The organism is Streptomyces sp. NPDC051976, assembly GCF_040680795.1.
Classification (GTDB): Bacteria; Actinomycetota; Actinomycetes; order Streptomycetales; family Streptomycetaceae; genus Actinacidiphila.
In genome coordinates, this window is sequence record NZ_JBFAXL010000025.1 from 1 (window position 1) to 26,401 (window position 26,401).

Here is a 26,401-nt window from a genome sequence, read left to right on the forward strand (position 1 = left end):
GGGGGGGTTGTATTGCGTGTTCTCCGGGTTCTGGGGGGGGGGGGGGGCCCCGGGGGGGGGGGGCCCGGGGTGGGGGGGGCGCCCGGGGCCTGGGGGGGGGCGCGGGGGGCCCCGCCGCTTCGATCAGGAAAGGGCGGAGATGGTGGAGCGGACCTTCGTGGCGATCTCGGTCGGCAGCGGGGCGTAGCCGGCGTTGGGGAGCTGCGCCTGGCCGTTCTCGCTGGCGATGTAGGTCAGGAAGGACTTCGTCAGCGGCAGGGTGTCGGCCTTGTTGCCCTTGTCGCAGGCGATCTCGTACGTGACCAGGACGATCGGGTACGCGTTGTCCGCCTTGGTGGTGTACGCGGCGCCCAGGTCGAGCGAGAGGTCGGCACCGGTGCCGACGACCTTGGCGGCGGCGATACCGGCCGACGCGTTCTGCGAGGTGGCCTCGACCGGGGCGGAGGCGCCGGTGGCGATCTTGACCGTCGGGATGGAGCTGGCGGTCGCGTAGGACAGCTCGAAGTAGCCGATCGAGCCCTCGGTCTGCTTCACCAGCGCGGAGACACCGGCCGACTTGGCAGCGGCCTGGCCGCCCTTGCCCATCCACGCCTTGGCGTGCTCGTACGGCCAGTCGGCCGGAGCGGCGCCCTTGAGGTACTTGGTCAGGTTGTCCGTGGTGCCGGACTCGTCCTGGCGGTGCACGGTCTGGATCTTGGTGCTCGGCAGGGTGACGCCCGGGTTGAGCTTCTTGATGGCCTCGTCGTTCCAGGTGGTGATCTTCGAGTTGAAGATCTTCGCCAGGGTGGGCGCGTCGAGAACCAGGTTGCTGACGCCCGGCAGGTTGTAGCCGATCGCGATCGGGCCGCCGACCATCGGGATGCTGATGCCGGTGCCGCCCTTGCAGACCTGCTTCGAGGACGCGACCTCGGCGGGCTTCAGCGGGGAGTCGGAGCCCGCGAAGGCGTCCGTGCCCTGGTTGAAGTCGACGATGCCCTCACCGGAGGAGGACGCCTTGTAGTTGACCGTCGCGCCGGCGCACGCCTGCTGGTAGTTCTTCACCCACGCCTCGATGGCGTTCTGCTGGGCGCTGGAACCGGAGGCCAGGATCTGGCCCTTCGCGCAGGAGATGGCACCCGCGTTGGTGCTGCCGCTCGAGCTGGGCTGGCCGCTCGGCGTGGTCGACGAGTCGTTGTTGTTGTCCGAACCGCAGGCGGTCAGGACCAGCGCGCCGGTAATAGCGACCGCGCCGACGGTCAGGGCGCGCAGCCCGCTCTTACGCTGAAGCTTCACTGTGTTCCTTCCGAGAGCCCGCCGGTGTGGACGGCGAAGCAGAGGGTTATGGGATCTGCATCCACCCGGCAGTAAGTTGCCCACCGGTACGGCCGAAATTAGGCAGAACAGGTAAAGCGACCAACGGAAGAGAGTGAACGCGAGGTGAACCTCGCCTATCAGCCTGGTGCCGTGTGCGGAAGGCGTTGTGCCATGAGCACGGAGTGATGTGCGTGGCTCAGGAAACATCCTGGCCGGAGCCGTGCTCAGGCGGTGAGGACACGCAGTAGGGCGTCCACCAATGGCCGGTCGTGGTCGTGGGTGAGCCGGCTTCTGGCTGCCGCCGGCGGCAGCCAGATCATCCGGTCGACTTCGTCATTGGGGACAAAGCTACCCAAACGGGCCTTGGCCGTCCAATATCTGACTTCCTTGGGGCGGCCGTCCACCAGATAGTGCGTGGCGGGCAGCGGGACCCCCAGCTCGCAGTCGAGACCGGTCTCCTCGCGGGTCTCGCGCACCGCCGCCGCGGCGAACTCCTCGCCGCGCTTCAGCTTGCCCTTGGGCAGGCTCCAGTCGTCGTAGCGCGGCCGGTGCACCAGCGCGACCTCGACACCCTCGTCGTGCGGCGAGGTCCGCCAGAGCACGACGCCCGCCGCCCGGACCGGCGGCGGCGTGCCGTCCGTACCGTCGTGAGTGTTCCTGTCGCCGTCGCGGCTCATTCGCGGCGCGCCCCCGGGAGTGCGGCCGGCTGCCAGAGCCGGGAGAAGGCGAAGCGGGCGGCCTCGACCTCGTGCCGCTGGTCGGCGTGGAGGACACCCAGGGCGTACGCCGTCGCGGGCGCTATCCGCGGGGTGCGGGCGGCGGTGGCGACCGCGGCGGCGGACTCGGCCGCCTCCCGGTGCCGTGCCAGCAGCCGCGCGGCCTCGGCGTACCGCGGCCCCTCGTCGCTGTCGGCCTGCCCGGGCGGCACGACCTCGGCCGCGTACCGCGCCAGCCGCAGCAGCACGCGCACCTGGTGCCAGGGCGCGTCCTGGAGGTCGGCGGTCAGCTCGGCGCCCAGCGCCGCCTGCACCGCCTCCGCGTTGTACGGGTGCGCCGCCCGCAGCAGCGGCAGCGCGGCCGCGGCGTCGGCCAGCCGCTGCGACGCCTGCGCGGCGAGCGGCGGCAGTACGGTCGCGGCGGGCCCGGCCGCCGCCGGGCTCAGCGGCACCTCGGAGGCGAGCACCGCGATGGCGTCGGCCAGCGCGTGGAACCGCGACGAGCCCATCGCCTGCAGCGTCGCCGAGTGCGCCCGGGTCCTGGCAAGGGTGAGCTGCCGGTCCAGGAGCGCTCCGGCCCGCGCGGCGCCCAGCGCCAGCGGCCCGCTGCCGGGCGGCGGTGACGGCAGCGCCGCGGGCGCGGTCTGTGGCGACGACTGGGCGGTGGCCGCGGACAGCGGCTCGGACGGTGTCGCCCCGGACCGCGACGACTGCCCGGCGGCCGCGGGGGTGTTCGCCCCGGACCGCGGCGCGGACTGCGTCTCGGTGTCCGGTGCGGCCTGGGCCGGGTCCGCCGTCGTCACCGGGTCCGGCGCGGCCGGATCGCCCGTCGTCGACAGCCGGTGCAGTGCCTCCAGCAGGCGGTGCAGCCGCCCGGTGTACTGCGGTTCGCGGGAGAGCGTCGCCGACAGCCAGGCCAGCTCCGCGCGCAGCGGGTCCGCCCAGGCGGCGTCGGCCAGCGGCGCGTAGACCAGCAGCGCGCCGCTGATCCGCCGCGCGCTGGAGCGCAGCAGGTCGTCGGCCTCCGCCTCGTGCTCGCTCCGCATCCCGAGCGCCCGCAGGAAGACGGTCGCCTGCCCGTGCAGGTAGTGGGCCAGCGCCTCCCCGGCGGTGGCCGCCTCGGCGGCCTCGGCGGCGAGACCGTTCTCCAGCGCCGCCGTGGTCCCGGACGGCGCCGGTGCGGGCGCCGCGGCCGTCCGCGAGTTCGGGGGGGTTCCCGCGGCGGGGCGCAGGAGGGGGCTGTCAGGTAGCTGCTGTGGGGCCACGCCGGCGCCTCCGGGCGTCGATGAGCATCTCCTGGACATTGCGCAGCGGCCGGCCGTCGGCGTCGGTGCTGTGGCGCGTCCAGTTCCCGTCGGCCGCCAGGTGCCAGGAGGACGTCGTGTCCGACATCCCGGTCTCCAGCAGGCGGTTGAGGGTGGCGCGGTGGGCCGGGTCGGCGACCCGGACCAGCGCCTCGATGCGGCGGTCGAGGTTACGGTGCATCATGTCGGCGCTGCCGAGCCACACTTCGGGCTCGCCGCCGTTGCCGAACGCGAACACCCGGGAGTGTTCGAGGAAGCGTCCCAGAACGCTGCGGACCCTGATGTTCTCCGACAGCCCGGCGACGCCGGGCCGTACCGCGCAGATCCCGCGTACCCAGATGTCCACGGGCACCCCGGCCTGCGAGGCCCGGTAGAGCGCGTCGATCAGCGCCTCGTCGACGATGGAGTTGACCTTGAGCCGTACGTACGCGGGCTTGCCGGCGCGGTGGTGACCTATCTCCGCCAGGATCCGGGAGACCAGCCCGTCACGCAGACTGCGCGGGGCGACCAGCAGCCGGTTGTAGACCTCGCGGCGCGAGTAGCCGGACAGCCGGTTGAACAGGTGCGACAGGTCGGCGCCCACCTGCGGGTCGGCGGTCAGCAGCCCGAGGTCCTCGTAGAGCCGGGCCGTCTTCGGGTGGTAGTTGCCGGTGCCGACATGGCTGTAGCGGCGCAGGGTCTCGCCCTCCTGGCGGACCACCAGCGACAGCTTGCAGTGCGTCTTGAGCCCGACCAGGCCGTAGACGACATGGCAGCCCGCCTCCTCCAGCTTGCGGGCCCACTTGATGTTGGCCTGCTCGTCGAAGCGCGCCTTGATCTCGACCAGCACCAGGACCTGCTTGCCCGCCTCGGCCGCGTCGATCAGGGCGTCCACGATCGGGGAGTCGCCGGAGGTGCGGTACAGCGTCTGCTTGATCGCCAGTACGTCCGGGTCGGCGGCGGCCTGGTCGAGGAACGCCTGCACCGAGGTGGAGAAGGAGTCGTACGGGTGGTGCAGCAGCACGTCGCGCTCGCGCAGCGCCGCGAAGATGTCGGCGGGGTGCGCCGACTCGACCTCGGCCAGGTCGCGGTGGGTGCCCGCGACGAAGCTCGGGAACTTCAGCTCGGGACGGTCGAGCCGGGCGATCGCGAACAGGCCGGTCAGGTCGAGCGGACCCGGCAGCGGGTACACCTCGCTGTGCTTCATCTTCAGCTCGTGGACGAGCAGGTCGAGCACCCGCGGGGCGATCGACTCCTCGACCTCCAGCCGCACCGGCGGGCCGAAGCGGCGCCGCATGAGTTCCTTCTCCAGCGCCTGGAGCAGGTTCTCCGCGTCGTCCTCCTCGACCTCCAGGTCCTCGTTGCGGGTCACCCGGAACATGTGGTGGTCGAGCACCTCCATGCCGGGGAACAGCTCCTCCAGGTGCGCGGCGATGACGTCCTCCAGGGGGACGTACCGCTGCGGGCCCGCCTCCAGGAAGCGCGACAGGATCGGCGGCACCTTCACCCGGGCGAAGTGCTCGTGGCCGGAGACCGGATTGCGGACGACCACGGCCAGGTTGAGCGAGAGCCCGGAGATGTACGGGAAGGGGTGCGCGGGGTCGACGGCCAGCGGGGTGAGCACCGGGAAGATCTGCTGCCGGAACAGGGTGAAGAGCCGGGCCTGCTCCTTCTCGGTCAGCTCGGCCCAGCGGATGACGTGGATGCCCTCCTCGGCGAGCTGCGGGCCGACGTCGTTCTGGAAGCAGGCGGCGTGCCGGGCCATCAGCTCGCGCGACCTGGTCAGGATCAGGTCGAGCACGTCACGCGGCTGGAGGCCGGACGCGGAGCGCATCGCGACGCCGGTGGCCATACGGCGCTTGAGGCCGGCGACCCGGACCATGAAGAACTCGTCCAGGTTGCTGGCGAATATCGCGAGGAAGTTAGCCCGTTCGAGTAGCGGGGTGGCCGGATCCTCGGCCAGCTCCAGCACCCGCTCGTTGAAGGCCAGCCAGCTCCGCTCCCGGTCCAGGAAGCGGCCCTGGGGCAGCTCGGCGCCGAATTCCTCGCTCGCGGCCTCCAGGCCGGGCTGCTCGTCGATATCGGGCACCACACGCGGCCGGAAGGTGGCCGAGGGCTCGCTGGTGGACCCTCCGGCAAGGGACTGCTGGGGCTGAACGGGAACGCTGGGGTGATTCGTCTGGGCCATGGGATGCGAGCCCTCCTCCGGGTCCGGCACGTGGTTCACGGGGCCGGCGGCCTGTGCGAGGCGGTTTCCAGCCGTCGCTCCATTGTCCCGTGAACCCGTGGGTTCCGGCAGGTCGGGCGGGTGTGAGGGGGTGCGGGCAGCGGGCTGCATGCTGCGATGCTCGCAAGCGAGGTTGAATCACCGGTAACGAGAGCATTGCCGTAAGGCAAGCGCGGCACTTCCAGAACGCGCGGCGAGCGGTGCCCGGGCGGTGCCGGGCGGGTGCCCGGCCGACGTCCGGCGGATTTCCCGAAGGTGCCCGCCGGGCCCCCGTCCGCAGGCCGGCCGGGGTCAGTTCTCCGTGCGGTACATCAGGTCGGTCTCGTGCAGGGTGAAACCGATCCGGTGGTAGACGGCGACGGCCGCGGCGTTGTCGGCGTCCACATAGAGCATGGCCGTGGGCAGGCCCCGGTCCTCGGCGAGATGGCGCAGACCGATCGCGGTCAGGGCCCGGCCGAGACCGCTGCCCTGCTCGGCGGGGGCGACGCCGAGGACGTACACCTCGCCGATCTCGGCCACCGGGTGCACCTTGGTCCAGTGGAATCCGACGAGGTCGGCGCCCCGGAACGCCAGGAAGAAGCCCTCGGGGTCGAACCACGGCTCCGCCTCGCGGTCGTCGAGGTCACGCTGAGTGAGGCCACCCTGCTCGGGGTGGTGGGCGAAGGCCGCCGCGTTCACCGCCAGCCAGGCGCGGTCGTCCTCGCCGGGGACGAAGGTGCGGACCGTGACGCCGTCCGGCAGCCGCGGCTCCGGCAGGTCCTGGCCGGCGCCGGAGGTCAGCGGGCGGCGCAGCTGCTGCAGCTCGCGGAAGAGCTTGAGGCCGAGCTGTACGGCGAGGTGGCGGGCGGCGGGGTGGCCGCCGTGCGCCCACACCCGCAGCCGCTTGCCGGTCGCGGCGAGCAGCGCCTCGCCGAGTGTCCTGCCGTGGCCGCGCGAGCGGTGCCCGGGGTGCACGACCAGCTCCGCCGAGGGCGCCTCGACCGGGTCGGTGCCGTCGATCTGCCCGTAGCCGACGAGGATCTCGTCGGCGTCGTCGGCCAGCTCCGCGGCGCTGTGCACCCCGACCGTGTCGCTGCCGGGCGCGTACACCAGCAGATGCCGTACGCCCTGGCGGGCGCCCCGCCGGACGTGCAGCCGCCCCTGTTCCGAGACCGCGGGTTGGCCGTCCTCCGCCGCCGCCTCCTCGATCAGGTCGAGCACCGCCTGGGCGGTGTCCGCGGGCAGTTCGGTCAGGGCCTCGATCCGCGCGTCGTTCATGCCGCGATCGTACGGGGCCGCTCCTCGGCCGACGGCTCCGCCAGGGTGCGCGGCACCGGGACGATGACGGCGGAGACGCAGGTGAGGGCCGCGGCGAGGGCGAAGCCCGGCCAGTAGGCGGTGGCCGAGATGAAGGCGGCCATGAGCGGCGGCACGACGGCGGCGGTCAGGTTCTGGCCGGTGTTGTGGACGCCCAGGGCGCGCCCGGACCAGGCGGGGCCCGCGTGCTCGGCGGTGGAGGTGAAGGACAGGCCGTTGGTGCTGGAGGTGATGGCGATGGCGGCCACCAGCAGGGCCGGGGTGAGCGGGGAGGGGTAGGCGGTGGCCAGCGCGGTGGCGGCGACCACGGCCGCGGTGACGACGGCGAGCTGCCGCATCGGCCGCAGCCGGTTGCCGACCCGGTCCGACCAGCGGCCGACCAGGATGCGGGAGACGGCGCCCAGCGCCTGGCCGCCCGCGATCAACTGGCCCGCGTGGACGGGCGTCCAGCCCCGTACGTCCACCAGCAGCACCAGCGCGAAGGCCCCGGCGGTGAACTGCGGGATCACCAGCAGCGCGGCCGAGCCGTGGATCCGCCACAGCAGCCGTGAGCCGCGGTACGGGTTCGGCGCGGGCTCGGCCGTCCTGGCTTCCGGGCGGGCGGGGTCGGCGGCGAAGACGGCGATCAGTACGGCGATCAGCCCGCAGAGCACGGCCAGGAAGCCGAAGGCGCCGGGCAGGCCGTGCGCGCCGGACAGCGGGGGCATGGCCAGCGCGGCCAGGCCCATCCCCAGCGGGGTGGAGGTCTGCCGGATGCCCATCGCCAGGCCGCGCTGCCGGGCGTCGAACCAGCCCATCACCAGGCGGCCGCTGGCCGAGTAGACGGAGGCGCCCGCGGCGCCCGCCACCACCAGCAGCAGCCCGAGGGCGACCATCCCGTGCGCGCCCCAGGCGGCCCCGGCCAGCGCCCCGGCGGCGGTGCCCAGCCCCAGCGCGATCACCACCCGCTCGCCGAACCGGTCGGCGGCGGCCCCCCAGGCGTACAGCGCGAGCACCAGCCCGGCCGTCGGGCACGCCACCAGCGCCCCGACCTGCGTCAGCGTCAGCCCCTCCTGCCGCCGCAACTCCTCGGCCAGATACGGAATCCCGTACACGAACGCACACGCCGCGGTCTGCGCGGCGGTCCCCAGCCCCAACATCATCCAGCGACGCACGACGGCGGCACCTCCCCAGTCGAGTGGCTCCACCAAGTATTCGCCGCGCTCGGCATACGAGACAGTTCTTTCCGTATGCTGAGACGCCACCTCCGGGTGCCCGGCCCTCCGGGCGGATGGTCAGGTCGGCGTCATCAGGACTTCATGGCGAAGTAGGTGCCGCGCTACGCGCGTTGACTCTATGCTGCCGAGCGCATGACCCGTACTTGACTCGCAGTTGACTCAGGGGGGACCACCCATGTCTCTGGTACGAAGAATCACCGCGGCCGCCGCCGGGCTCGCCGCGGTGGGCGTGTTCGCCGCTGCCGGGCCCGCCGTGGCACATCAGGGGCATCCGCGCCCCGACCCGACGGTCGACCTGCAGCTGCTGGCGCTCAACGACTTCCACGGCAATCTGCAGCCGCCGGCCGGCTCCTCGGGCCGCGTCACCGAGCTGGAGGCGGACGGCACCACGAAGACCATCGACGCGGGCGGCGTGGAGTACCTGGCCTCCAGCCTGCGTACCGCCCGCAAAGGCCACGACCGGTCGCTGACGGTCGCCGCGGGCGACCTCATCGGGGCGAGCCCGCTGCTCTCCGGCCTCTTCCACGACGAGCCGACCGTCGAGGCGATGAACAAGCTCGGCCTGGACGTCACCAGCGTGGGCAACCACGAGTTCGACGAGGGCAAGGACGAGCTGCTGCGGATGCAGAACGGCGGCTGCCACCCGGTCGACGGCTGCTACCAGCCCGGGCAGACCTTCCCCGGCGCCGACTACCCGATCCTGTCCGCCAACGTGGTCAGCGAGAAGACCGGCCGCCCGCTGCTCGCCCCGTACACGGTCAAGAACGTCAAGGGCGTACGGGTCGGCTTCATCGGCGTCACCCTCAAGGGCACCCCCGACATCGTCACCGCGTCGGGCGTGAAGGGCCTGAAGTTCCTCGACGAGGCCGAGACGGTCAACAAGTACACCAAGATCCTCAAGCGCCAGGGCGTCAACGCGGTCGTCGCGCTGATCCACGAAGGCGGCTTCCCCGTCTCCGGGAACTACAACTACAACTGCGACGCGGGCGGCCCCGGCACCGGCATCTCGGGCCCGATCGTCGACATCGCCAAGAAGATCTCCCCGGACGTCGACGCCCTCGTCACCGGCCACACCCACAACAGCTACGTCTGCACCATCCCGGACCCGGCGGGCCACCCGCGGCTGGTCACCAGCGCCTCGTCCTTCGGGCGGCTCTACACCGAGCTGGACATGAAGTACGACCGGCGCACCCACGACATCGTGCGCAGCTCGGTCACGGCCGCCAACCACGTGGTGGACCGCGTCCAGCCGAAGGCCGCCGACATGACCTCGCTCATCGACCGCTGGAACACGCTGGCCGCCCCGATCGCCAACCGCACCATCGGCTACATCAGCGCCGACATCGGCCGCCCCGGCGCCAACGAGACGCCGCTGGGCGACCTCATCGCCGACGCGCAGCTGGAGTACGGCAAGTCGCTCGACCCCACGACCCAGCTCGCCTTCATGAACCCCGGCGGCATCCGTACCGACCTGGTCTACGCGCAGTCCGGCAGCGAGGGCAACGGCGTCGTCACATACGCCGAGGGCTTCGCCGTACAGCCGTTCAGCAACACCGTGAACCTGGTGAACCTCACCGGCGCACAGGTGATCGCCGCCCTCCAGCAGCAGGTCAGCGGCCCCAACGCGGCCGCGCCGAAGATCCTGCAGATCTCCGCCGGGCTCACTTACACCCTCGACCTCACCAAGACCGGCGCCGACCGGGTGGTGGCCGGTTCCGTGAAGCTCAACGGCACGCCGATCGACCCGGCCGCGACCTACCGCGTCGCGGAGAACAACTTCCTCGCGGGCGGCGGCGACGGCTTCCCCGCACTCGGCCAGGGCACCAACCCGGTGGTCGGCGGGGACGACCTGGGCGCCTTCGCGTCCTACCTGACCGCCCACTCCACGGCCGCGGCGCCGCTCGCGCCGCCCGCCGCGAACCGGGTGACGGTCATCCAGTAGCCGTCAGATCGCGGGCGCCTGCCCGGGCGGCGCGGTCGGCGTCCCCGGCAGCCGGAGGGTGGCGAGCGTGCCGCCCCCCGGCGCCGGGGCCAGCCCGACCTCGCCGCCCGACTGCTCCACCGTGCGCGCCACGATCGACAGCCCGAGCCCGCTGCCCGGCATGCTGCGGGCCGACGGCGAGCGCCAGAACCGCTCGAAGACATGCGGCAGTTCCTCGGCCGGGATACCGGGCCCCCGGTCCCGTACGGTCAGATACCCGCCGCGCAGCCGCACGTCGATCGCGCCGCCCGCCGGGCTGAACTTCACCGCGTTGTCCAGCAGGTTGACGATCGCCCGCTCCAACGCGGCCGGTTCGCCCCGCACATACCAGGGCGCCAGCTCCGCCGTGATCTTCAGGTCCGGGCCGCGCAGCCTGGCCCGGTCGAGCGCCGTCCGCGCGATCTCGTGCAGCGCCACCACTTCCGTGGTGTGCACGGCGTCCGGCCGCGACAGCTCCTGGAGGTCGCCGATGAGCGCCGCCAGCTCCGTCATCTGCGCCTTCACCGACGCCAGCAGCGCCCTGCGGTCCTCCGGCGGGATCGCCCGGCCGGTCGCCTCACTGCGCTCCAGCAGCTCGATGTTCGTACGCAACGACGTCAGCGGGGTGCGCAGTTCGTGGCCCGCGTCCGCGATGAGCTGCTGCTGGCGGTCCCTCGACGACGCCAGCGCGGTCGTCATCGCGTTGAACGACTCGCTCAGCCGCGCGATCTCGTCCTCGCCCTCGACGGGGATCCGCACGTTCAGATCCTCGGTCCGCGCGATGTGCTCCACCGTCTCCGTCAGCCGGTCCACCGGCCGCAACCCGGTCCGCGCGATCCACAGTCCCGCTGACGCGGCGCCGACGACGCCTACGCCGGCGACGGCGAGGAGGATCCAGGCGAGGTTCCGCAGGCTGTGGTCCACCTCGGTCAGCGGCCGGGCGACCGAGCCCGTGAAAACGACGGGCCCGTCGTGGTCGCGGTAGGTGAGGACGCGCATGTGCGTGCCGTCCTTGGCCCTGGCGTTGTGCACGCTCTCTGGCCGCTGCCCGTTCACCACGGCCAGGTCGTCGGAGGTGGCGGGGACCGGTGACCTGCCCTCGATCGTGCACACCGCACCATTCGTCGCCAGGAGCTGGACGGTGAAGTAGCTCGGCCCCAACTGGCCCTGGGGCATCGCGGAACACGTCTGGGCGAAGCGGGCCATCTGCCCCGGCAGGGGACGCGCCGCGTTCAGCGACGAGTCGACCTGGCTGATGAGCTGGTTCCGGGTGAGGATCCAGCACGAGAACGAGACCGCCGCCACCGCCACCGCCACCGCCGCGGCAGTCAGCAGCGTGAGCCGGGAACGCAGGGCGAGCGACCTCATGCGGAGCCGCCGGGGACGCCCTCCGGGGCGCGCAGCACATACCCCACCCCCCGTACGGTGTGGACCAGGCGAGGCATGGCGCCGGCCTCCGTCTTGCGGCGCAGGTACATGACGTAGACGTCCAGGGAGTTGGAGGACGGCTCGAAGTCGAAGCCCCAGACGGACTTGAGGATCTGCTCGCGGGTGAGGACCTGGCGGGGGTGGGTGAGGAAGAGCTCCAGCAGGGTGTACTCGGTGCGGGTCAGCTCGACCGGCTGCCCGGCGCGGGTGACCTCGCGGGTCGTGGTGTCCATCCGCAGGTCGGCGAAGGTCAGCGCGTGCTCGTCGGTGCCGCTGTGCGCCCCGGTGGCGTACGAGCTGCGGCGCAGCAGCGCCCGCAGCCTGGCCAGCAGCTCGTCCAGCTCGAACGGCTTGACCAGGTAGTCGTCGGCGCCCGCGTCGAGCCCGGTGACGCGGTCGCCCACGGTGTCGCGGGCGGTCAGCATGAGGATCGGCGTGGTGACCCCGGTGGCGCGCAGCCGCCGGGCCGTGGTGAGGCCGTCCATCCGGGGCATCAGCACGTCGAGCACGATCGCGTCGGGGCGGTAGACCTCGGTCTGCTCCAGCGCGGCGATCCCGTCGGCGGCGAGCGCGGTGTCGTACCCCTCGAAGGCCAGCGTGCGCCGCAGTGCCTCGCGTACGGCGGGCTCGTCGTCCACGATCAGGATGCGAGCGGGCGCCTCGCCGCTCTCGCCGGGGCTCATGGTGTCGGGTACCTCGCTGCTGGTGTCGGACGCGGGAAGGACGGGACGGACGGTCCCCCTCAGCGTCGCACGGCGGCGGGCGTGCGGGGCGCTGCGGGGGAGGCCGGGGGGTGGGGCGGCTCAGTTGAAGAAGCTGCCGTCGCCACCGCCGTCGTTGCTGTTGTTGGAGCTGCCGCTGTTGTTGTTCGAGCTGCTGTTGTCGCCGGAGCCGCCCGCCCGCAGGTGGGCGAGGTCGGACTTCACGGTGTTGATCGGGATGGCGAAGCCCAGGCCCACGCTGCCGGCGCTGCTGGAGCCGCCCTGGCCGCCGGAGGAGGCGTCGGAGAACATCGCGGAGTTGATGCCGATGATCTGGCCGCTCATGTTGATCAGGGCGCCGCCGGAGTTGCCGGGGTTGAGCGAGGCGTCGGTCTGGATCGCCTTGTACGTGGTGGTGGAGTTGCCGGTGTCGCCGTTGTACTGGTTGCCGCCGAAGGAGAACGGCCACCGGCCGCCGCCCCCGCCGCCCTGCTGGCCCTGGCTCTCGTCGGTGGAGACGGTCACGTCGCGGTTGAGCGAGGACACGATGCCGCTGGTGACGGTGCCGGTCAGGCCCTCGGGGGAGCCGATCGCCACCACCTGGTCGCCGACGGCGACGTTGGAGGAGTTGCCGAGGGAGGCGGCGGGCAGGCCGCTGGCACCGGAGACCTTGATCAGCGCCAGGTCCTTGGCCGGGTCGGTGCCGACCACCGAGGCGGTGGCCTTCTTGCCGTTGCTGTAGCTGACGGAGACGGAGTTCGCGCCCGCGATGACGTGGTTGTTGGTGACGATCTCGCCGTCGCTGGTGACGATGACGCCCGCGCCGGTGGACTTGCCGACGTTGGAGGTCGCGTTGATCTCCACCACGCTGGGGCTGACCGCCTTGGCCACGCTCGCGATGCTGCCGTTGACCACGCTGGCGTTGACCGCGCTCGCCGCGGTGCTGCCGCCGGAGTCGTGGGTGGCGTTGCCGATCAGCGCGCCGGCGCCGCCGCCGATCACACCGGCCGCCAGCGCCACGGCGGCGACCAGGGCGACCGGCCGCTTGGCGCGCCTGCGCCCCTCGGCGGCCGGTTCGGCGAGTCCGCCCGCCGGAGCGCCGACCGCCGCGTACCCCGGCTCGTGCGGGGGCGGCGGCGGGTAGGCGGCGGAGGGCGCGTCGAAGTCCGGGATCCGTCCGGACGGGGCGTCCTGCGCGGACTCGGCGGACGGGGAGCTGTACGGGGCCTCCGGCCGCGGGGGCGGACCGGAGTAGAACGGAGGCTGCGGGTCGTGCGAGTTCTGGGGTTCGCCGTTGCGGCTGCTCTCGGTCATGACACCGACTGTGAGCCCGGATTATGAGAGGTTCCTGAGCACACGCTGAGAAGCCCGACAGAAGTAGGTATGCCCGATGTAAGGAAGATCGACTTCGGGCCGGGCCCCGCGCTCAGTGGCAGCCGCAGGAGCCCCGTACGACAAGGCGGGACGGGAACTGGCGCAGCCGCTGCCGGTGCGCGCCCGGCACCCGCAGCGAGTCGTCGAGCACCGCGTCCACCGCCGCCCGCGCCATCGCCTGCCGGTCGGAGGCGACGGTGGTCAGCGGCGGGTCCGCCAGCGCCGCCTCCTTGACGTCGTCGAAGCCCGCGACCGCCAGCTCGCCGGGGACGTCGATCCGCAGCTCGCGGGCGGCCCGCAGCACGCCGATCGCCTGGTCGTCGGTGGCGCAGAAGATGGCCGGCGGCCGGTCCGGGCCCGCCAGCAGCCCGAGCGCGACCTGGTAGGCGTCGTAGCGGTTGTACGGGGCCTGGAAAAGGCGGCCCTCCGTGGACCGCCCGGACTCCTGCATGGCGCGCCGCCACCCGACGACATGGTCGGTGACGGGGTCTCCCGTCACCGGAGTGATCTCGGTGCCGCCGAGACAGGCCACATACGCGTGGCCGTGCTCCAGCAGGTGCCGGGTGGCGAGCTGCGCGCCGCCGATGTCGTCGGTGACCACCGCGACGTCGTCGATCGCCTCGGGCCGCTCGTGCAGCAGCACCACCCGCGCGTCCCACGCCTCGATCTCGGCCGCCGCGTTCTGGCTGGGGCCCTGGCTGATCAGGATCAGCCCGGAGACACGCATCCCGAGGAACGCCCGCAGATAGTGCACCTCGCGCTCGTCGAGGTAGTCGGAGTTGCCGACCAGCACCATCTTTCCGCGGTCGGACGCGGCCTGTTCGACCGCGTGCGCCATCTCCGCGAAGAAGGGCTGGCGCGCGTCCGGCACGATCAGGCCGATCAGGTCGGTACGGCGGCTCGCCATCGCCTGGGCCACACGGTCCGGGCGGTAGCCGAGCTGCTTGATGGCCGCGAGCACGCGCTCGCGGGTGGCCGGGGCTACCGGCCGGGGTCCGTTGTTGATGACGTAGCTGACGACCGCGGTGGAGGTCCCCGCCAGCCTGGCCACGTCGTCACGCGTCACCTTGGGCACGTCGCGCAGTCTACGCGTGTCTATCCGGCCGTCACCCGATTCGTCATACGGTGTGCTGAGCTGACTTCCGGTGCTCGGAAGCGCTCTCGGCCGAGCGGTCGTCCCGACTGCCGTCGACCTGCTCCGTACGCTGCGCCCCGCGGCCCTGCGCGGCCTCGCTCCTGGCGGCCTCCTCGGCGGCCCGCTCGACCTTCTCGGGCGTCACGAAGCGGTAGCCGACATTGCGTACGGTGCCGATCAGCGACTCGTGCTCGACGCCGAGCTTGGCGCGCAGCCGCCGTACGTGCACGTCCACCGTGCGGGTGCCGCCGAAGTAGTCGTAGCCCCACACCTCCTGCAGGAGCTGGGCGCGGGTGAAGACCCGGCCGGGGTGCTGCGCGAGGTACTTGAGCAGCTCGAACTCCTTGAAGGTCAGGTCGAGCACCCGGCCCTTGAGCTTCGCGCTGTACGTGGCCTCGTCGACCGACAGGTCGCCGTTGCGGATCTCCATCGGGCTGTCGTCCATCGTGATCTGCTGGCGTCCCATCGCGAGCCGCAGCCGGGCCTCCACCTCCGCGGGCCCCGCGGTGTCGAGCAGCACGTCGTCGATGCCCCAGTCCGCGGTGACCGCGGCGAGCCCGCCCTCCGTGACGACCAGCATCAGCGGGCAGCCGGGCCCGGTCGAGCGCAGCAGCTGGCACAGGCTGCGGACCTGCGGGAGGTCACGCCGCCCGTCGATCAGGATCACGTCGGCGCCGGGCGTGTCCACCAGGGCGGGGCCCTCGGCGGGCGCCACGCGGACGCTGTGCAGCAGCAGCCCGAGCGCGGGCAGTACCTCGGTGGACGGCTGGAGTGCGTTGGTCAGCAGGAGGAGTGAGCTCACCGGCTTCTCCCGTCGGTCGTCCGGACGTCTCGTCGTGACGCGCGCACTGCGGGGTGCGCGGCTTCGTACGGGTGGCAGTCGAGCACACCGCACTGGCTCAGCTCACTCATTGCGAAACCCTCCTCGGTCCCTGCGAGGACGTATCTCGTGCCCGGGGGCACGACTCGTGCCGGAAAGCACGAAAGGACCCGGGGGCGACATTGCCCGGATCCTCGTTCAGGGAAGAATAGCCCACATGGAGAGCCCTGCCGAGGCCGAGGACATGCGTTCGTGTGTTTCGCCGATCACTTCGAGTGGTCGCGCGGCGGCCTCGTTGACGACGTTGCTGACGTCGGACGGGGTGCCGATCGCCGCCGAGCACCGGCCCGCGGCCGGGTACGCCGCGGAAGTCGGCTCACCGTGGGCGATCGTCGTCGCGCACGGCTTCACGGGTGCGCTGGAGCGGCCCGCGGTGCGGCGCGCCGCCGAGGTCTTCAGCCGGTTCGGCGGTGTCGTGACCTTCTCCTTCCGCGGCCACGGGGCCTCCGGCGGCCACTCCACGGTCGGCGACCTGGAGGTGCTCGACCTCGCCGCGGCCGTCGGCTGGGCCCGCGCGCTGGGCTACCCCCAGGTGGCCGCCGTCGGCTTCTCGATGGGCGGCTCGGTGGTGCTGCGGTACGCCGCGGGCGCCGACGGGCCGGTCGGCGCCGTGGCGGCGCCGGGCGTCGACGCGGTGGTGTCGGTCAGCTCGCCCGCCCGCTGGTACTACCGGGGCACGCCGCCCATGCGGCGGGTGCACTGGGCGGTGACGCGGCCCACGGGGCGGCTGGTGTCGCGGTTCGGCTTCGGCACCCGGATCCGGGCCGCCGACTGGGACCCGGTGCCGCGCTCGCCGGTCGAGTCGGTGCCGCTGATCGCGCCGACGCCGCTGCTGATCGTGCACGGCGACCAGGATCCGTACTTCCCGCTCGACCACCCGCACTCGCTGGCCGCCGCCGCGGGCGCGGACGGGGCCGAGCTGTGGATCGAGCGTGGTTTCGGACACGCCGAGAACGCGGCGGACGCCGCGCTGCTGCGGCGGATCGGCGGCTGGCTGACGGGCGGCGTTGCCGCGTCGTGACGCCGACAGGCCATGATGGACGCCGAACGGCGCGCCTGACGCGCAGCTGGAACACGAAGGACGGAGCCGTGATGGCCGCACCCGACACGGGCACGCGCCCGGTGGCGGGCACGATCCGCTACTGGGCCGCCGCGAAGGCCGCCGCCGGCACGGCCGAGGAGCCGTACCGCGGGGCGACCCTCGCCGAGGCGCTCACCGCCGCACGCGAACAGCACGCGGCCCAGCCGGAGTTCGCACGCGTCCTGCTGCGCTGCTCCTTCCTCGTCGACGGCGCCCCCGTCGGCACCCGGGACCACAACACGGTCGCACTGGCCGACGGCGGCACGGTGGAAGTCCTCCCGCCGTTCGCGGGAGGGTGACATGACCAACCACTACGAAGAAGACGGCTACCCGCCGGCCACCCCCGACAACGCCCCCGCCACCCCCAGACACCGCCGCCCCGCGCACGGGGCGGACCCCGCAGGTTCCGGCCTCCGGCCGGGCGGCGACGGCTACGCGTCGGGCTTCGACGGTTTCGCGTCGGGTGGGGGCTCGGGCCTCCGGCCGGGCGGTGACGGCTCGGGCCTGCGGCCGGGTGACGGCTTCGCGTCGGGCGGTGGTCCCGGCCCGCAGCCGGGCGGCGACAGCTTCGCGTCGGGTGGCGACGGCTACGCGGCCTCTGGTCAGTCCGGCTTCGCGTCGGGTGGCGACAGCTTCGCGGCTGGTGGTCAGTCCGGCTTTGCGCCGGGCGGTGACGGCTACGCCGCCCCTGGCCAGTCCGGCTACGCGGCGGGGCATGGCTCGGGCTTTGGGGTCGATGGGCAGTACGGGTACGGGGGAGGGGGCGGCGGGGCTGGGCAGCAGGGGCAGGCGCCGCAGGCGTATGTGCCGGAGCCGTTGGCTGGGCCGATGCCGCCGCATGTGGATCCGGCGGCGGCGTTCGGGCCTCCGGCGGCCGGGGACGCGTGGTCGGACGGGGCGTGGGAGCCGCAGCCGCAGCCGCAGCACGCGCAGGCGGGCGAGTGGCCGCAGCCGCAGCCGTATCGGGAGACGGAGCGGACCGCCGCCATGCCGGTGGTCGAGGCGCCGGTGGCGGCGCCCCGCAGCGGGTCGCCGATCATCGCGCCGGGCATCCAGCCCGCGGCGCTGACCGCCGCGCTCGGGCTGCTGATGGCGGGCGGGGCGGCCGTCGGCAAGCCGGGGCTCGCGCTGTTCCTGGTGGCGCTGCAGGCGGTGACCGCGGCCGGATGGTTCCGGCTCAACGGCATGTGGCCCGCCCGGCAGGGCATCCTGCTGGCCTTCCTCGGCGGCGTGACCGCCGACATCGCGCTGCTCGCGGTCGACGGCGACCACGGCCCCGCCGCCCTGGTCGGCACCCTCGGCGTCTGGCTGGTGCTCGTCCTGGTGCTGCAGCTGCGCCACCACGGCTCCGCCGACGAACGCATGTCGTCCCTGACGGCGACCTCCGCGTCCACCCTGCTCACCGTGCTCGCCGCGGGCTATCTCGCCACCGCGACCTCGTCCGCGGGCACCGACCCCGTCGTCGTCGGGACCCTCGCGGTCGCGGCCGCCGCCCTGGTCCGCGCCCTGCCGCTGCCGGGCGCGGCCGTCTCGATCGGCGCCGCTCTGCTGGCCGCCGCGGGCACCGGCCTCGCCTCCGGACCGGCCACCGGCTTCGGCGCCGGGCACGGCGCCCTGCTGGCGCTGGCCTGCGGCGCGGCCGCACTGATCGGCCTGCGCGTGGCCAGCTACGACTTCCCGTCGCGCTTCGTCCACTTCACCGCGGGCGTGGCCCTGCCGCTGACCGCCGCCGCCCCCGTCGTCTACGCCCTGGGACGCGCCCTGGCCGGATGACACCACCCCCCGCCGGACGGCGGCCCGGGAACCACACGGGCCGCCCCGCCGTCAGGTGGGGAGGGGAGAGCCGCTCGGAGCTGGGTACCCGGAGCTGGGTGGACGACGGCCGAGCACACGACGATCCGGGGAGTACGTACGCATGCGAGTGGCGCGAATAGTTCTGATCGTCGTGGTGATCCTCGGCGGGCTGTTCATCGCGGCGGACCGGATCGCCGTCTCGGTGGCCGAGAACAGGGCCGCGAACCAGGCCAAGATCTCCGAGGGCCTCAGCAGCAAGCCCAAGGTCTCCATCGAGGGCTTCCCGTTCCTCACCCAGGCCGCCTTCGGCAAGCTCGACGAGGTCAAGGTCACCGCCAACGACATCGCGGCGGGCGACGGCGACCAGACCGTCAGGATCGAGAACTTCCACGCCGACCTGCACGGCGTGAAGCTCTCCGACAGCTACCGCCGGGCCGTCGCGGACAGCGCCGACGGGCTGGCCTTCATCACGTACGCGGACCTGACCAAGGCCGCGCCGAGCTGGCTGGCGATCTCCTCCGCGGGCCCGGCGGCCGACGGCACGTCCCGCGTGAAGCTGACCGGCACCTGGCACGGCGCCAAGCTCAGCGTGCTCAGCGAGGTGCGCGTCAAGGGCGACGACAAGATCGCGCTGCACGCGGACAAGCTGCCGACCGCCATCACCGCGCTGGGCCTGGAGAACGAGGTACGGCGGCAGATCGACTTCACCGTCCAGCTCAACCACCTCCCGGCCGGAATCGGCCTCACCTCGGTGACCACCACCCCCGACGGCATCTCGGTGGCGGCCAGCGGCAAGAACGTCGTTCTCGCCAACTGAGACGGCGGCGTCCGAACCTCAGTCGCGAGGCCGCCGGACCCCGTATCCCGGTCACCCCACGGCCACCCGCCATCACGGCCGGGTGGCCTGTGACCTGTCGTATCCCAGCAATCGGACAATCTTGTCTCGGTATATGACACGGCGGTGACACCTACGGGTTCATTTCCCTACGATCGGGACCATGAAGCGACAGGCGGATCTCACGAAGCGGCGGGCAGTCGACCTGTGCCGCGTCGCCGCCATGCTCTGTCGCATGCTCTAGGGGCGGCAGCTCCCCCGTGCCGATGCCGGCCGTCGATGGCCCCCGGTGCAGCCTGCCTCCCCCTGCCTACCAGGCGATTCCCCGCGCTCCGTCGCGCAACCGCACATCCGTACTGCCCCGGAGGAGAACACATGAGCCGCAGTGACGTCCTGGTGGACGCCGACTGGGTCGAGGCCCGGATCGACGACCCGAAGGTGGTCGTCGTCGAGGTGGACGAGGACACCTCGGCCTACGACAAGAACCACATCAAGAACGCCGTCCGCATCGACTGGAAGAAGGACCTGCAGGACCCGGTCCGCCGCGACTTCGTCGACCAGGCCGGTTTCGAGGCGCTGCTGTCGGCCAAGGGCATCGCCAACGACGACACGGTCGTCCTCTACGGCGGCAACAACAACTGGTTCGCCTCCTACGCCTACTGGTACTTCAAGCTCTACGGCCACGACAGCGTCAAGCTGCTCGACGGCGGCCGCAAGAAGTGGGAGCTGGACTCCCGCGACCTCGTGGACGGCGACAAGGTCCCCGAGCGCCCCGCCACCGACTACAAGGCGAAGGCCCAGGACACCTCGATCCGCGCCTTCCGCGACGACGTGACCGCCGCCATCGGCAACCTCAACCTGGTCGACGTGCGCTCGCCCGACGAGTTCTCCGGCAAGCTGCTCGCCCCGGCCCACCTCCCGCAGGAGCAGTCCCAGCGCCCCGGCCACGTGCCGAGCGCGCGCAACATCCCGTGGTCGAAGAACGCCAACGACGACGGCACCTTCAAGTCCGACGACGAGCTCAAGGCGCTCTACGCCGAGGAGCAGGTCGACCTCGCGAAGGACACCATCGCCTACTGCCGTATCGGTGAGCGTTCCGCGCTCACCTGGTTCGTGCTGCACGAGCTGCTCGGCCAGGCCAACGTCAAGAACTACGACGGCTCCTGGACCGAGTACGGCTCGCTCGTCGGTGTCCCGATCGAGCTCGGCGCCAACTGACCCCCGGATAGGACAGACAGACATGTGTGGAGCCAAGGCCGGCGGGCCCGATCTTGCAGGAGTTGACGTGGCGAACGAGACGATCATCCAGGGTTCCGTGACCCGTGACGGCGAGCCGGTCAGCGGCTACGTGCGGCTGCTGGACGGCGGCGGCGAGTTCACCGCCGAGGTCCCGACCTCGGCGACCGGGCAGTTCCGCTTCTTCGCGGCGCCCGGCACCTGGACGCTGCGCGCGCTCGTCCCGGGCGCCACGGTGGACCGTACCGTCGTGGCCCAGCAGGGCGCGGCGGCCGAGGTCGCCATCGCCGTCTGACGTCCACCCGACGTCGGGACCCGTGTACGACGGAGGGCCGCACCCCGCGCAAGGGGGTGCGGCCCTCCGCTCGTCTGTCCAGGTCGGCCCGGCGGACGTACCGTTGAAGTGTGTACGCGCGACGCCGTCACTGGTACTTCGCCATGATGGGCACCTGCGTGGTGCTCTTCGTCCTGGCGTGGGCTGTCGTGCGCATCTGGTCGGTGCCCGCCGCCATCGGAATGTGCCTGGTGGCGATGGTGATCCCGCCGGTCGCCGCGATCGTGGCGAACCGCCGCGGCCCCGAGGACCGCTGGTGGGACGAGCCCTCGGGCGACAAGCAGTCCGACGAGTGGTGGGACGAGCTGGACGGCAAGGACCGCAAGCCCTAGCCGTACGCCTAACCCCCGTCCGGGCCGCTCAGTACACCAGCGCCTGCACGCCCTCCGGCATGATCTCGGCCACGAAAAGCTGGGCGCCCGCGATCCGCACCCCCTCGATCACGTCCTTCTCGCCGATCTCCCGGCGGGCCGCGCACTGCGAGCACAGGGTGATCGCCCCGGCCGCGAGCACCGAGTCGATCAGGTCGGGCAGCGGCGCCGCGTGCGGCAGCTCGAACTCCGCCGCCCGCCCCGGCAGCGCGAACCACGCCGACTCCCCGGTCAGCCAGAGCGACACCTCCACCCCGCTGGCCACCGCCACAGCCGCCACCGTGAACGCCTGCGAACACCGCTCGGGCGCGTCCGCACCCGCCGTCACCTTGATCACGAGCTTCTTCGCCATGCGGCCAGCGTAGGGCCGGCCCGGGCGCGGAGGCGCCGTCGGCCTTCCCTGTCGGCGGCCCCACCTGCCCCAACTGTGTCAGATGTCACGCACGGAACGGCATATTCAGTTGTGAGCGCGCTGTGTCGCCTGGACATAATGCGAGTCGCGTGATCACACGCGTGAACGCCCGGGGGGGCTCTTGTGGACATGGACGACGTGGGGCACCGCCGTGCCCGAGGCAGGGTCTTCGCGGCGGCGGGCGGCCTGGTCGCCCTTGTCGCCCTGACGGCCGGAGCGGTGGTCGCCCTCGGCTCCTCGCCCGACCGCACGCACGCCGCCGCCCCGGCGCCGACGGCCACCTCGCCGTCGGCCGCGTCCACCACCACGACGACGGTGCCCTCCACGTCCGTAAGCGATTCCGCCACGACCGCCGCGCCCGCCGCCGGCATCGTGCGGGATGGCGTCCACAGCGGTGACCTGCGCTTCTTCCTGCTTCCCGCGCCCAAGGACGCCGATGTGTACGGCGACCCCGCCGGTTCGCCGCTCACCCGCGACGACATCGCCTCCGGCGCCGCTGACCCGGCCGCGTCCCGGCGCGCGCTCACCACGTACGGCTTCCGCGGCGGCGCCTACCGGACCTATCTGACGGCCGGCGGCGAGGCGGAGGTGACGATCCGGCTGGCCCGTTTCGGTAGCCCGGCCAAGGCCGCCGCCTACTACGCGTCGCACTACTACGAGGGCAAGAAGATCTCCCTGACGGGCGGCTACCCGGCCCGCGCCTACCACCTCGCGTCCGGTTCGGCCGAGAGCACCGACACGGTGCTGGCCGTCTCGTACCAGGGCGACGTGCACCTCACTCTCACCGTCACGGGCAGCGGGACCCCTTCGCGCGCGCTGCTCCAGCGTCTCCTGGACGCCGAGCACCGGCGCCTGACGACCGGTCACTGACCGCTGGCCGTACCGCTCTTCCCGCTCTTCTACCTCTGTGGAGTCACCCCGTGTCCGAAGAACCCCCTGCCCAGGAGCCGCTCCCGCCGGAGCCGGAGCCTGCCGAGCCCGGCGCGTCCGTCGAGGCCGCTGAGCCCGTCGAGTCCGCTGAATCCGTCACGGTGCCGCCGCTGCCCGATCTCGCGCCGCGCAAGCCGCGCCGCCGGGGGCGGACGGCGCTGATCCTGGCTGTCGCTGCGGTCGTCGGCGTGCTGGCGGGCGGCGGCGTCGGGTACAAGATCCAGCACGACCGGCCGCCGACCGCGCTACCGCCGCTGACCGGCCCCGAGCCGGTGCGGCCCAAGGGGGCGGGACCCGACCTCGCGCCGCTGCCGGTCGCGCAGGACCGCGAGGCCGTCTACGAGGGCGACCTGCTCAAGCTGCTCGTGCCCACACCGAAGACGAAGGGGACGAAGGAGGCCGAACGCAAGTGGCTCACGCTGTCCGACTACGCGAGCGACTTCACGAAGCCCGAGGCCGTCTTCACCAGCCTCGCCGGTAACGACTTCCGGCGCGCGGCCCTCGCCACGTGGGTGAACACCACGAGCCGGACCGTCGTCGGCGTCGAACTGGTGCAGTTCCGCGACCAGGTGGACGCCTATGCCTCGCGGTGGTTGCAGGACCAGGAGTCGTATCCCACCACTTCCGCGGACTACGTGAGCGGCGTCCACATCCCCGGCACGGTGGACGGCCAGGTGTGGGGGTCCGGCAATCCGGACCGCGGGATGAACGACCTCCTCCCGTACAGCGGCCGAGCCCTGGCCAGGGTCGGCAACATCCTCGTCGATGTCGACGTGAACTCGGAGCACCCGATCACGGCCAAGACCGTCATGACCGTCATCGAGCAGCAACTGGAGCGGCTGTGACCGACGAGCCCCAGAGCGTTCCCACGGACGAGTCCGTCCCTGTCGAGGAGCCCGCGCCCGCTTCCGGGCCCGCACCGCAGACGCCGCCCGTACGGTCGCGGCGCGGACCCGCGCTGATCGCCGTCGGTGCGCTGCTGGCCGTGGCCGCGGGCGGCGGCATCGGGTACGCCGTCCTCCAGCACAAGGGGGACGGCACGGCCGCCGCACCGGCCACGGCCGCGCCGTGGACGCCGCCGTCGCCGACCGCGACCAAGGCCTTCGGCGCGACGTCCGGTGGCACCCACTACGGCAGCCTGAGCAAGCTGCTGCTGCCGGTCCCCACGGACTACAGCCCCGGTCCTGACGAGGAGGGGTACGGAAACGACGTCCAACTGGACGCCGCCCAGGCCACCGCCATGGTCAAGGCCGACCTCGGCAGGATGACGTCGAAGAACCGCAAGAACGCCGAGAAGGCACTCGCCCAGCTCCACATCGAGGGCGCGGGTCTGCGTACCTACCGGTCCGGGGACGACCTGATCATCGACATCGCGATCGTGCAGATGCGGAACAAGGCCGCGGCCCACGCCAGGACCGCGTACTTCACCGAGATGACCAAGGCGCTCGGCGTCTTCCGCAACGGGCCGAAGGTGAAGGGCCACCCGTACGCCACCTGCGTCCTGCCGCCCATCGACCCCGGCAAGGAGCTCGACTCCATGCTGTGCCAGGCCACCGAGGGCGACCTCATGGTCACCGTGACCGTCGCGGGCACCGTCCCGCTCCACAAGCAGGAGGCCGCCGACCTGCTGGCCAAGCAGCTCGACCGCATCCAGGACCCGGGAGAGGCCGTCTGATGAGCGACACCCCGACAGAAGTCGCGCCCGACGCGACCACCGACATCCCGGCCGACACGACACCCGAGCCCGAGGTGGCGCCGGAGCCGGCGTCCGAGGTCGCGCCCGAGCCCGTCGCGAATGCCCGCCGGCCGCGCCGCCTGCTGCGCGCCGCGCTGCGGTGGACCGCGGCCCTCCTCGTCCTCGCCGCGTTCGGCGGGGCGACGGCGTACGCGGTGACGCAGCCGGAGCGCACGAAGCTGCCAGGACTGCGGACGCCGGACGACGGGCGGTGGACGTATCCGCCGCTGGCACTGCCGAAGCTGCCCGTCGGGCGGCCGGCGCCGCTGGACGAGGCGAAGAACATCGGGGGAGTGCACTACAACGACATGCGGTCGCTGCTGCTCCCCCTGCCCGAGGGGGCGCGGAACGACCCCGCGCTGCCGGGGGTGAAGGGCTGGGTGCCCACGGCGGCGTATCTCAAGAAGTTCTCGCTGAGCGACATCCCGGCCGCGCAGGTCGGCATGGAGCAGGAAGGAGTGCGCCACATCGCGGGCCGCGCCTGGACGATGCCGGACGGCACCCGTACCGAGATCTACCTGGTGCAGTTCCTCAGCAACGCCTATGCCAGCGCCTACTCCTCCACGGAGCAGACCGAGTCGCTGGCCGGCGTCAAGGCGTCCGACCGCGACACAAGCGTGCAGTCCTCCTCGGTGCCCACCCGCGCCAGCCTGTACGCGTACGACGAGACCCCGCCGTACGGGGCCACCGCGACCCGGTACGCGTACATCCTGGCCGGTGACACCGTCGCGCTGGTCATGCAGTCGGGGAAGCAGCCGGGAGCCGGCGGGACGCCCGCCGTGCCGTTCCGGCAGACGGTCCGGCTGCAGGCCCAGATGCTGGGCTGAGCCCGAGGCCGAGCCCGAAGCCGAGTCGGCGCTGAGCCCGGGCTGAGCCGCACGTCACGCCTCCTGGCCGCGCCCCGGGGCGGGGGGCCCACTAGACTTGTGCGCGGCCCTGACCGCAGCACCGCCCGAGGAGCACGTCCGTGCAAATTGAGTACTTCTACGACGCCCTGCTCGTCCTCGTCTGTGTGGGCGTGGCCGCGTTCGCGTTCTACGCGGTGAAGAAGCTCTACCAGGGCCAGCGCTGACATGATCGAGATCCCGTCGGACCTGCACCCCGACCTCGTACCCCTGGCGTTCCTGCTGGGCCGGTGGGAGGGCGCGGGCGTGCACGACTTCCCCGGCTCGGAGAAGTGCAACTTCGGGCAGGCGGTCTCCTTCACGCACGACGGCAGGCCGTTCCTCGAGTACACCTCGCACACCTGGGTGCTGGACGACGAGGGCAAGAAGGTCAGGCCGCTGGAGAGCGAGAGCGGCTACTGGCGGATCGACAAGGACCGCAAGGTCGACGTCACCACCACCCGTGACGAGGGTGTCGTGGAGATCTGGACCGGCGAGCTGGCCGACGGCAAGCCGCAGATCGACCTGGTGACGGACGCCGTCGCCCGGCTGCCCGTCGCGCCGGACTACAGCGGCGGCAAGCGGCTGTACGGCTATGTGAACAGCGACCTGATGTGGGTTGGCGAGAAGGCCACCCCGTCGGTGCCGCTGCGCGCCTACATGTCGGCGCACCTGAAGAAGGTCGTGGACCCGCGCGAGTGGATCGCCGACCTCAAGGACCTGCCGGACGACGGCATCGCCTTCTTCAAGTAGGCCGCTCCTCCCTGGGCGGGCCCGCTGTTCGAGGAGGCCCACTTTCGGGTCGCACCCATACACTGGCCGTGTGGTGACCACCGACTGGAAGAGCGATCTGCGGCAGCGCGGCTACCGGCTGACACCGCAGCGGCAGCTTGTCCTGGAGGCCGTCGACGTCCTAGAGCACGCCACGCCCGACGACATCCTGGGCGAGGTGCGCAAGACCGCCTCCGGGGTCAACATCTCCACCGTCTACCGCACCCTGGAGCTGCTGGAGGAGCTGGGCCTGGTCAGCCACGCCCACCTCGGCCACGGCGCCCCCACGTACCACCTCGCCGAGCGGCACCACCACATGCACCTGGTGTGCCGGGACTGCGACGCGGTCACCGAGGCACGGGTGGAGCTGGCCGCGCCGTTGAAGGACGGGTTGCGCGAGGAGTTCGGCTTCGAGACCGACATGAAGCACTTCGCGATCTTCGGCCGCTGCAGCGACTGCGCCCGGAAGGCGGCGCGGGAGCAGCGGGACCAGCCGGAGCAGTCCTAG

General features: G+C 72.4%; 27 protein-coding genes. 15 read left to right on the forward strand and 12 right to left on the reverse strand.

What is annotated here, in order from left to right:
- Positions 1–123 precede the first annotated feature (123 nt).
- The 6 genes from pstS to AB0M29_RS23735 form a co-directional block, all read right to left on the reverse strand.
- Positions 124–1,272, reverse strand: coding sequence for a phosphate ABC transporter substrate-binding protein PstS (gene pstS / locus AB0M29_RS23710; protein ID WP_365385677.1), 1,149 nt, complete (start codon positions 1,270–1,272; stop codon positions 124–126).
- A gap of 245 nt (positions 1,273–1,517) precedes the next feature.
- Positions 1,518–1,970, reverse strand: a complete 453-nt coding sequence (locus AB0M29_RS23715; protein ID WP_365385680.1) for an NUDIX hydrolase — start codon at positions 1,968–1,970, stop codon at positions 1,518–1,520.
- The gene (locus AB0M29_RS23720; RefSeq protein WP_365385928.1) at positions 1,967–3,160 is read right to left on the reverse strand and encodes a CHAD domain-containing protein; all 1,194 of its coding nucleotides are present in this window, start codon (positions 3,158–3,160) and stop codon (positions 1,967–1,969) included. The genes AB0M29_RS23715 and AB0M29_RS23720 overlap by 4 nt, the downstream gene beginning before the upstream one ends.
- A gap of 91 nt (positions 3,161–3,251) precedes the next feature.
- A complete protein-coding gene (locus AB0M29_RS23725) occupies positions 3,252–5,480 on the reverse strand; it encodes an RNA degradosome polyphosphate kinase (RefSeq protein WP_365385681.1) in 2,229 nt (742 codons plus the stop codon).
- A 330-nt stretch (positions 5,481–5,810) separates the two neighbouring features.
- Positions 5,811–6,776 (reverse strand): mycothiol synthase, encoded by a 966-nt coding sequence (gene mshD, locus AB0M29_RS23730; protein WP_365385684.1) that lies wholly within the window; start codon positions 6,774–6,776, stop codon positions 5,811–5,813.
- The gene (locus AB0M29_RS23735; RefSeq protein WP_365385685.1) at positions 6,773–7,969 is read right to left on the reverse strand and encodes an MFS transporter; all 1,197 of its coding nucleotides are present in this window, start codon (positions 7,967–7,969) and stop codon (positions 6,773–6,775) included. The genes mshD and AB0M29_RS23735 overlap by 4 nt, the downstream gene beginning before the upstream one ends.
- Before the next feature lie 238 nt (positions 7,970–8,207).
- Here AB0M29_RS23735 and AB0M29_RS23740 point away from each other — a divergent pair, with 238 nt between their 5' ends.
- Positions 8,208–9,974 carry a bifunctional metallophosphatase/5'-nucleotidase gene (locus tag AB0M29_RS23740; protein WP_365385687.1) on the forward strand — a complete coding sequence of 589 codons (1,767 nt, stop codon included), beginning with the start codon at positions 8,208–8,210 and terminating at the stop codon, positions 9,972–9,974.
- A 3-nt stretch (positions 9,975–9,977) separates the two neighbouring features.
- Here the strand turns inward: AB0M29_RS23740 and AB0M29_RS23745 are convergent, their stop codons facing one another.
- The 5 genes from AB0M29_RS23745 to AB0M29_RS23765 form a co-directional block, all read right to left on the reverse strand.
- On the reverse strand, positions 9,978–11,360 hold the full coding sequence (locus AB0M29_RS23745; protein WP_365385689.1) for a HAMP domain-containing sensor histidine kinase: 1,383 nt from the start codon (positions 11,358–11,360) through the stop codon (positions 9,978–9,980).
- Positions 11,357–12,103: a response regulator transcription factor gene (locus tag AB0M29_RS23750; protein WP_365385690.1), complete on the reverse strand. Its 747-nt coding sequence runs from the start codon at positions 12,101–12,103 to the stop codon at positions 11,357–11,359. Before AB0M29_RS23750 ends, AB0M29_RS23745 begins: the two co-directional genes overlap by 4 nt.
- Positions 12,104–12,223: 120 nt before the next feature.
- The gene (locus tag AB0M29_RS23755) at positions 12,224–13,435 is read right to left on the reverse strand and encodes a trypsin-like peptidase domain-containing protein (RefSeq protein WP_365385693.1); all 1,212 of its coding nucleotides are present in this window, start codon (positions 13,433–13,435) and stop codon (positions 12,224–12,226) included.
- Between the two features lie 112 nt (positions 13,436–13,547).
- Positions 13,548–14,570 (reverse strand): LacI family DNA-binding transcriptional regulator, encoded by a 1,023-nt coding sequence (locus AB0M29_RS23760; RefSeq protein ID WP_365385695.1) that lies wholly within the window; start codon positions 14,568–14,570, stop codon positions 13,548–13,550.
- A gap of 43 nt (positions 14,571–14,613) precedes the next feature.
- Positions 14,614–15,432, reverse strand: a complete 819-nt coding sequence (locus AB0M29_RS23765) for a response regulator transcription factor (RefSeq protein ID WP_365385697.1) — start codon at positions 15,430–15,432, stop codon at positions 14,614–14,616.
- Positions 15,433–15,694: 262 nt separating this feature from the next.
- Between AB0M29_RS23765 and AB0M29_RS23770 the strand changes: the two genes are divergently transcribed.
- From AB0M29_RS23770 to AB0M29_RS23805, 8 genes are all read left to right on the forward strand, one after another.
- Entirely contained in the window at positions 15,695–16,531 is an 837-nt protein-coding gene (locus AB0M29_RS23770; protein WP_365385929.1) for an alpha/beta fold hydrolase, read from the forward strand.
- A gap of 71 nt (positions 16,532–16,602) precedes the next feature.
- Positions 16,603–16,890 (forward strand): MoaD/ThiS family protein, encoded by a 288-nt coding sequence (locus tag AB0M29_RS23775; RefSeq protein ID WP_365385700.1) that lies wholly within the window; start codon positions 16,603–16,605, stop codon positions 16,888–16,890.
- A gap of 1 nt (position 16,891) precedes the next feature.
- Positions 16,892–18,364, forward strand: a complete 1,473-nt coding sequence (locus AB0M29_RS23780; RefSeq protein WP_365385702.1) for a hypothetical protein — start codon at positions 16,892–16,894, stop codon at positions 18,362–18,364.
- A 142-nt stretch (positions 18,365–18,506) separates the two neighbouring features.
- Positions 18,507–19,202 (forward strand): DUF2993 domain-containing protein, encoded by a 696-nt coding sequence (locus AB0M29_RS23785; RefSeq protein WP_365385705.1) that lies wholly within the window; start codon positions 18,507–18,509, stop codon positions 19,200–19,202.
- Between the two features lie 181 nt (positions 19,203–19,383).
- Positions 19,384–19,464, forward strand: coding sequence for a putative leader peptide (locus AB0M29_RS23790; protein ID WP_365385930.1), 81 nt, complete (start codon positions 19,384–19,386; stop codon positions 19,462–19,464).
- A gap of 131 nt (positions 19,465–19,595) precedes the next feature.
- Entirely contained in the window at positions 19,596–20,438 is an 843-nt protein-coding gene (locus AB0M29_RS23795; protein WP_365385707.1) for a sulfurtransferase, read from the forward strand.
- 22 nt (positions 20,439–20,460) lie between these two features.
- A complete protein-coding gene (locus tag AB0M29_RS23800; RefSeq protein WP_069466740.1) occupies positions 20,461–20,751 on the forward strand; it encodes a DUF1416 domain-containing protein in 291 nt (96 codons plus the stop codon).
- Between the two features lie 110 nt (positions 20,752–20,861).
- Complete coding sequence (locus AB0M29_RS23805; RefSeq protein WP_365385710.1) at positions 20,862–21,122, forward strand: DUF3099 domain-containing protein; 261 nt, start codon at positions 20,862–20,864, stop codon at positions 21,120–21,122.
- Between the two features lie 28 nt (positions 21,123–21,150).
- Here AB0M29_RS23805 and AB0M29_RS23810 read toward each other — a convergent pair whose 3' ends face one another.
- Positions 21,151–21,513 (reverse strand): DsrE family protein, encoded by a 363-nt coding sequence (locus AB0M29_RS23810; protein WP_365385712.1) that lies wholly within the window; start codon positions 21,511–21,513, stop codon positions 21,151–21,153.
- A gap of 189 nt (positions 21,514–21,702) precedes the next feature.
- Between AB0M29_RS23810 and AB0M29_RS23815 the strand changes: the two genes are divergently transcribed.
- The 6 genes from AB0M29_RS23815 to AB0M29_RS23840 all read left to right on the forward strand — a co-directional run bounded on the left by AB0M29_RS23815 (position 21,703) and on the right by AB0M29_RS23840 (position 26,401).
- Positions 21,703–22,443 carry a hypothetical protein gene (locus tag AB0M29_RS23815; RefSeq protein WP_365385714.1) on the forward strand — a complete coding sequence of 247 codons (741 nt, stop codon included), beginning with the start codon at positions 21,703–21,705 and terminating at the stop codon, positions 22,441–22,443.
- A 50-nt stretch (positions 22,444–22,493) separates the two neighbouring features.
- A complete protein-coding gene (locus tag AB0M29_RS23820; RefSeq protein WP_365385716.1) occupies positions 22,494–23,348 on the forward strand; it encodes a hypothetical protein in 855 nt (284 codons plus the stop codon).
- A complete protein-coding gene (locus AB0M29_RS23825) occupies positions 23,345–24,178 on the forward strand; it encodes a hypothetical protein (protein ID WP_365385719.1) in 834 nt (277 codons plus the stop codon). The genes AB0M29_RS23820 and AB0M29_RS23825 overlap by 4 nt, the downstream gene beginning before the upstream one ends.
- Entirely contained in the window at positions 24,178–25,065 is an 888-nt protein-coding gene (locus tag AB0M29_RS23830) for a hypothetical protein (protein ID WP_365385721.1), read from the forward strand. Before AB0M29_RS23825 ends, AB0M29_RS23830 begins: the two co-directional genes overlap by 1 nt.
- 246 nt (positions 25,066–25,311) lie before the next feature.
- Entirely contained in the window at positions 25,312–25,875 is a 564-nt protein-coding gene (locus AB0M29_RS23835) for an FABP family protein (RefSeq protein WP_365385724.1), read from the forward strand.
- A 70-nt stretch (positions 25,876–25,945) separates the two neighbouring features.
- Positions 25,946–26,401, forward strand: a complete 456-nt coding sequence (locus AB0M29_RS23840; RefSeq protein WP_365385726.1) for a transcriptional repressor — start codon at positions 25,946–25,948, stop codon at positions 26,399–26,401.